This window comes from Prevotella sp. RM4 (assembly GCF_000701965.1).
In the GTDB taxonomy this organism is placed as follows: Bacteria; Bacteroidota; Bacteroidia; order Bacteroidales; family Bacteroidaceae; genus Prevotella; species Prevotella ruminicola.
Genome location: NZ_JNKG01000008.1, coordinates 528242 through 534402, shown reverse-complemented (window position 1 = coordinate 534402; position 6161 = coordinate 528242). Strand labels below are relative to the sequence as shown.

Below are 6161 nucleotides of genomic sequence, written 5' to 3'. Positions count from 1 at the left end.
TATCTGTCTCAGAACAACTATCCAAATTCAAGAAATTGAAACGGTTTGTTCATTTACCCAAGTACTTCGAAAAGTACTCGCTTCTTGTACTACTTCTGTCTATGTAAATCTTTCAAAGAACTCTTTCTTTCAGTGCTTGTCAGGTGGTGTTCCTGATTTGCGGGTGCAAAGGTACGGCTTTTTTTGAAACTACCAAAACTTTTCGAGAGAAATTTTCATTTTTCATGCATTTTTTTGGTCGCTCTTGATGGATATCAATCACAAAAACGGCTTCACATTATTATATATTATATAGAGCCGACGGCACTTAGCACAAAAACCGTGAGTTAATTCAAAACCCCTCGTGAATTAATTCATTGCCCTTTTTGAATTAACTCACACGTTAATTTCTGATAAAACGATGGTGATTGGGAAAAATTTGCGTACCTTTGCACTTTATTAGTATAGGTTAATTAAAAAGTATGTCGACGATATTACATATTGAAACCAGTACGGATGTTTGTTCCGTTGCTGTTTCGGAGGATTCGCATGTTATCTTCCAGCAAGAAGATCATAGCGGACCTAACCACGCAGAAAGTTTAGGTACCATGGTTGACGAGGCACTCTCGTTTACCGATAATCACGCCATCCCTTTTGATGCGGTGGCTGTAAGTTGCGGTCCTGGTTCGTACACCGGACTGCGTATTGGCGTATCGATGGCTAAGGGTATCTGCTACGGTCGCAACCTGAAGCTGATAGCTGTTCCAACACTGGAGCTGCTGTGCGTACCTGTATTATTAAGAGAGATTCCTGAAGAAGATGCCCTACTCTGCCCCATGCTCGATGCCCGACGCATGGAGGTGTATGCCGGTATCTACGATCGCGCCTTGAAACCTGTTCGTGAGATTGGCGCCGATGTGGTAACGGCCGAGACTTACAAAGAGTATCTGGATAAGCACCCTGTGTACTTCTTCGGTAACGGTGCCAAGAAGTGCATGGAGACTATCAATCATCCCAACGCCCACCTGATTGAGGGCATAGAGCCACTGGCCAAATGGATGCAACCCCTGGCCGAGAAACGATTGTTGAACAACCAGACTGAGGATGTAGCTTACTTTGTGCCTTACTATCTGAAGGACTTTGTGGCGAAGCTTCCCAAGAAACTTCTTTAGTGAATAGTGATAAGTGAAGAGTTTATGGATATAAAAGGATTAGATTACAACACACAGCGCGAGAAGCTGGTGATGTCGGAATACGGACGTGAGATCCAGAAGATGATTGAGTTGGCTTGTGAGCTGCCCAACAGAGAGGAGCGCCTGCAGTGTGCCCAGACCATCGTAAAGCTGATGGAGACTAAGAACCCACAGCTGAAAGAGAACGATGACTACGAGCAGACACTCTGGAACCATCTGTACCTGATGAGTCACAGAGAGCTGGAGATCGACTGGCCTTATGATATCAGCGAAGCCGACAAGATTCTATCGAAGCCCCAGCCCATGAAGCTACCCAAGGAGAGCGTACGACTGCGCCACTACGGCAGATTGGTAGAGGAGCTGTTTAAAAAGCTGAAGACTATGCCCGATGGCGAGGAGCGCGATGCGTTGGTAAGATATACTGCCAACCAGATGAAGCGCGATCTGGCTCAGTTCGGACACGGCTCGATGGACGATGAGCGCGTGGCCAGCGACCTGGCTCGCTTTACCGACGGCGCCATCCAGATTGACCTGAACGCTTTCAGATTTGAGAAAGTGGCTCAGACTGATGAGAAAAAGAAGAAAAAGAAGTAACCTATATGGCATCATTTATCATTGAAGGCGGCCATCTGCTGCAAGGAACTATCACACCACAGGGTGCTAAGAACGAGGCCCTGCAGGTAATCTGTGCCACATTGTTGACAGAGGAGGAGGTGATTATCCGTAACATCCCGAACATTCGCGATGTGAACAACCTCATCCAGCTGCTGCGTGATATTGGTGTGAAGGTATCGAAAAAGGAAGAAAACACCTATACCTTCAAAGCCGACGAGCTGAACCTGGATTACTTGCAGAGCGACGAGTTTGTGAAGAAGTGTGCTGCACTGCGTGGCAGCGTGATGATGATTGGTCCGCTTTTGGCCCGCATGGGTAAAGCCGTTATCACCAAACCTGGTGGCGATAAGATTGGTCGTCGCCGTTTGGACACCCACTTCTTAGGATTCGAGAAACTCGGCGCCACCTTCAACCGTGTGGAAGGTCGCGATGTGTATGAGATTTCGGCCAAACAGCTGAAGGGTACCTATATGTTGCTCGACGAGGCATCGGTAACAGGTACAGCCAACATCATCATGGCCGCCGTTTTTGCCAAAGGTACCACCACCATTTACAATGCAGCTTGTGAACCCTATCTGCAACAGCTCTGTAAGATGCTGAACAGTATGGGTGCCCGCATCAGCGGTATTGCATCGAACCTGCTCACCATCGAGGGTGTTGACAGTTTGCATGGCACCGACCACCTGATCCTGCCCGATATGATCGAGGTAGGCTCGTTTATTGGTATGGCAGCTATGTGCGGTAATGGCGTTCGCATCAAAGATGTAAGTGTTGAGAACTTAGGAATCATCCCCGATGCTTTCCGTAGGTTAGGTGTAGAAATCGAGGTTGAAGGCGACGACCTGTGGATACCTCGCCAGGATCACTACGAGATACAATCATTTATGGATGGTACTATCATGACGCTGGCCGACGCCCCTTGGCCCGGCTTGACCCCCGACCTGCTGAGTGTACTGATTGTGGTTGCCACCCAAGCTCGCGGTAGCGTGCTGTTCCACCAGAAGATGTTTGAAAGCAGACTGTTCTTCGTGGATAAGTTGATTGACATGGGTGCCCAGATTATTCTTTGCGACCCACACCGTGCCGTAGTGGTTGGTCACGACAGAAAGATTACCCTGCGCGGCGGTCGCATGTCGAGTCCTGATATCCGTGCTGGTATCGCTCTGCTGATTGCAGCCATGAGCGCTAAAGGAACCAGCCGTATCGACAACATCGAGCAGATTGACCGCGGCTACGAGAATATCGAAGCCCGTTTGAATGCTCTGGGCGCGAATATTGTTAGAGGTTAGAGATATGATAAAACGCGAGGACGTATATAAGATAGGTAAGTTAGGTAAAGCGCACGGCGTGAAAGGAGAGATTAGTTTTCTCTTCGACGACGACGTGTTCGACCGCACAGATGCCGACTACCTGATACTTGATATGGATGGTATCCTGGTACCTTTCTTTATTGAGGAGTACCGTTTTAAGACCGACGACAATGCCCTGATGAAGTTTGAGGGTATCGACACCCAGGAGCGTGCCAGAGAACTGACCGGTTGCGAGGTTTACTTTCCCCGTGAGATGGCAGAAGACGATGATGAGCAGCTTTCGTGGGCAGCCATTGTGGGCTTTGAGCTCATCGATGCCAACACCGGTAAGGCCGCAGGTAAAATTGCCTCGGTGGATGACACCACCATCAATATCCTCTTCGAACTGGAAGACGGTAAACTGATTCCTGCTTCAGAAGAGCTGATTACCAATGTAGATACAAAGAAACAACAAATAATAGTAAAACTGCCTGAAGGCATTTTAGAGTTATGAAGAAACAAATAGCCATTCTCGGCTCTACGGGGTCGATAGGAACACAAGCACTCGAGGTTATCGAGGAACATAGCGACCTGTACGAGGTCTATTGCTTGACTGCTAATAATAAGGTAGAGTTGCTGGCCGAGCAAGCTCATAAGTTCAAGCCCGCCGCCATCGTGATTGCCAACGAGGCACGTTACGACGAGCTGAAGAGCCTGATGAGCGACATGCCCGACGTAAAAGTATATGCCGGTGCCCAGGCACTGAACGAGATTGTAGAAGCCGGTCCCATCAACATGGTACTCACAGCGATGGTTGGTTTCTCTGGATTGAATCCCACCATCCATGCCATCAAGGCAGGTAAGACCATCTGCTTGGCAAATAAGGAGACACTGGTAGTTGCCGGTGAGCTGATTCTGCAGCTGGCCCAGCAGTACCACACCCCCATCCTGCCTGTCGACAGCGAGCACTCAGCTATCTTCCAGAGTTTGGTTGGCGAGGATCAGAACCCCATCGAAAAGATTCTGCTCACAGCATCTGGTGGTCCCTTCCGCTTGAAGTCAATGGAAGAGATTGCTCACGTAACCAAGGCCGATGCCCTGCGCCATCCAACATGGGACATGGGTGCTAAGATCACCATCGATTCAGCTTCGATGATGAACAAGGGCTTCGAGGTCATCGAGGCCAAGTGGCTGTTTGGTGTGGACGCTAAGCAGATTCAGGTTTTGGTTCACCCACAGAGCATTGTTCACAGTGCCGTTCAGTTCCAGGATGGTAGTGTAAAGGCCCAGTTGGGTGTGCCCGATATGCGCCTGCCTATCCAGTATGCCTTCTCGTTCCCACAGCGTTTGCACCTGAGTGGCGAGCGCCTCGACCTGTTCAAGGCCCAGCACCTGGAGTTCTTCGAACCCGACTTGGAGAAGTTCCGTTGCTTAGCTTTGGCGTTCGAAGCTATCGACAAGGGCGGTAACATGCCATGTATCGTGAATGCTGCTAACGAGATTGTGAACCGTGGATTCCTGGAGGATAAGTGCGGATTCCTGCAGATGGGCGACATCATTGCCGAGACCATGCAGCGTGCTACCTTCGATAAGAACCCCAGCTACGACACCTACATCGCTACCGATGCCGAGGCCCGTCGTATCGCTACAGAACTCATGAATAAATAATCAACAATGGATATCTTTTTAATTAGACTTTTGCAATTCATGCTGGCCATTGGCCTGCTAGTGCTGCTCCATGAGGGTGGCCACTTCTTCTTTGCCAAGCTTTTTGGCATCCGCGTAGAGAAGTTCTATCTCTTCTTCGATCCCAGCATTTGGAAATGGGACGGCAGTCTGTTTAAGATCAAGCCTAAGAACAGCGACACACAGTATGGTGTAGGTTGGTTGCCATTGGGCGGCTACTGTAAGATTGCCGGTATGATCGACGAGAGTTTTGATACCGAACAGATGAAACAGCCCATGCAGCCATGGGAGTTCCGCTCGAAACCAGCTTGGCAGCGCCTGCTGGTGATGATTGGCGGTGTATTGGTAAACTTCCTGCTGGCCCTGTTCATCTACTCAATGATTCTGTTCTACTGGGGCGACACCTATATCCCCACCAAGAACATGACCTTGGGTATGAAGTTCAACACCGAGGCTAAGCAGTATGGTTTTAAGGATGGTGATATCCTGGTAGGTACCGAGAACGGTGAGTTCAAGGACTTCAGCGCAGATATGTACCGCGCCCTGAGCGAGGCTACCCGTGCCGACATCATTCGTGATGGTAAAGCCATGAGCATCAAGTTGCCTGGCGACATCAACCTGTTGGGCATGCTGAAGGCCGAACCCTCGTTCGTTCGTCCGTTGATTCCTGCTGTGGTTGACAGTGTGATTGAGAACACCCCTGCCGCCAAGATGGGATTGCAGAAAGGCGATAAGATTGTAGGCATCAACGGCAAACCTGTTGACAGCTACAATGAGTTTACCGATCAGCTGGGTGTACTCGAGGATATGATGACAGCCGCCAAGACGCAGGCCGACAGCCTGAAGGTGCGCACAGCCACCATCGTTTATGCTCGTAACGAGGTACAGGATACAGCCACCATCACCTTGACTCCTGATTTGAAACTCGGTTTCATGGTGCAGACCATCGCTGGCATCTACCAGCCCGTCACCAAGGAATATGGTTTCTTTGAGAGTTTCCCTGCCGGAATAGCATACGGCATCAACGTGCTGAAGGGTTATGTGGGCGACATGAAGTATGTGTTCACAGCCGACGGTGCTAAATCGATTGGTGGTTTCGGCGCTATCGGCAGTCTGTTCCCCCCCATGTGGGATTGGTATCTGTTCTGGAAGATGACCGCCTTCCTCTCAATCATCCTCGCCTTCATGAACATTCTGCCCATCCCTGCCTTGGATGGTGGACATGTACTGTTCCTGATTTATGAGATGATTACCCGTCGCAAGCCTTCAGAGACCTTCATGATCCGTGCCGAATACTTCGGTTTCGGTCTGCTGATACTCCTGATGGTATTCGCGAACCTCAATGATATATTGCGGTGGTTAGGATATATGTAAACAAAAAGCCCCACTCACTGGGGCT

7 protein-coding genes are annotated in these 6161 nt (G+C 49.6%); all 7 read left to right on the top strand.

Annotated features, from left to right (window positions below):
- On the top strand, window positions 1-187 hold a 187-nt coding region (locus T499_RS15000), incomplete at its 5' end, for a hypothetical protein (RefSeq protein WP_232221078.1).
- Between the two features lie 274 nt (window positions 188-461).
- Complete coding sequence (tsaB, locus tag T499_RS0108080) at window positions 462-1151, top strand: tRNA (adenosine(37)-N6)-threonylcarbamoyltransferase complex dimerization subunit type 1 TsaB (protein WP_013063291.1); 690 nt, start codon at window positions 462-464, stop codon at window positions 1149-1151.
- 24 nt (window positions 1152-1175) lie between these two features.
- Window positions 1176-1766 carry a DUF4290 domain-containing protein gene (locus T499_RS0108075; protein WP_013064173.1) on the top strand — a complete coding sequence of 197 codons (591 nt, stop codon included), beginning with the start codon at window positions 1176-1178 and terminating at the stop codon, window positions 1764-1766.
- Between the two features lie 5 nt (window positions 1767-1771).
- The gene (gene murA / locus T499_RS0108070; protein WP_033150506.1) at window positions 1772-3076 is read left to right on the top strand and encodes a UDP-N-acetylglucosamine 1-carboxyvinyltransferase; all 1305 of its coding nucleotides are present in this window, start codon (window positions 1772-1774) and stop codon (window positions 3074-3076) included.
- A gap of 4 nt (window positions 3077-3080) precedes the next feature.
- On the top strand, window positions 3081-3590 hold the full coding sequence (gene rimM / locus T499_RS0108065) for a ribosome maturation factor RimM (RefSeq protein WP_033150505.1): 510 nt from the start codon (window positions 3081-3083) through the stop codon (window positions 3588-3590).
- On the top strand, window positions 3587-4744 hold the full coding sequence (locus tag T499_RS0108060; RefSeq protein ID WP_013065072.1) for a 1-deoxy-D-xylulose-5-phosphate reductoisomerase: 1158 nt from the start codon (window positions 3587-3589) through the stop codon (window positions 4742-4744). The genes rimM and T499_RS0108060 overlap by 4 nt, the downstream gene beginning before the upstream one ends.
- Before the next feature lie 6 nt (window positions 4745-4750).
- Complete coding sequence (gene rseP, locus T499_RS0108055) at window positions 4751-6136, top strand: RIP metalloprotease RseP (RefSeq protein ID WP_033150504.1); 1386 nt, start codon at window positions 4751-4753, stop codon at window positions 6134-6136.
- Window positions 6137-6161: the final 25 nt, after the last annotated feature.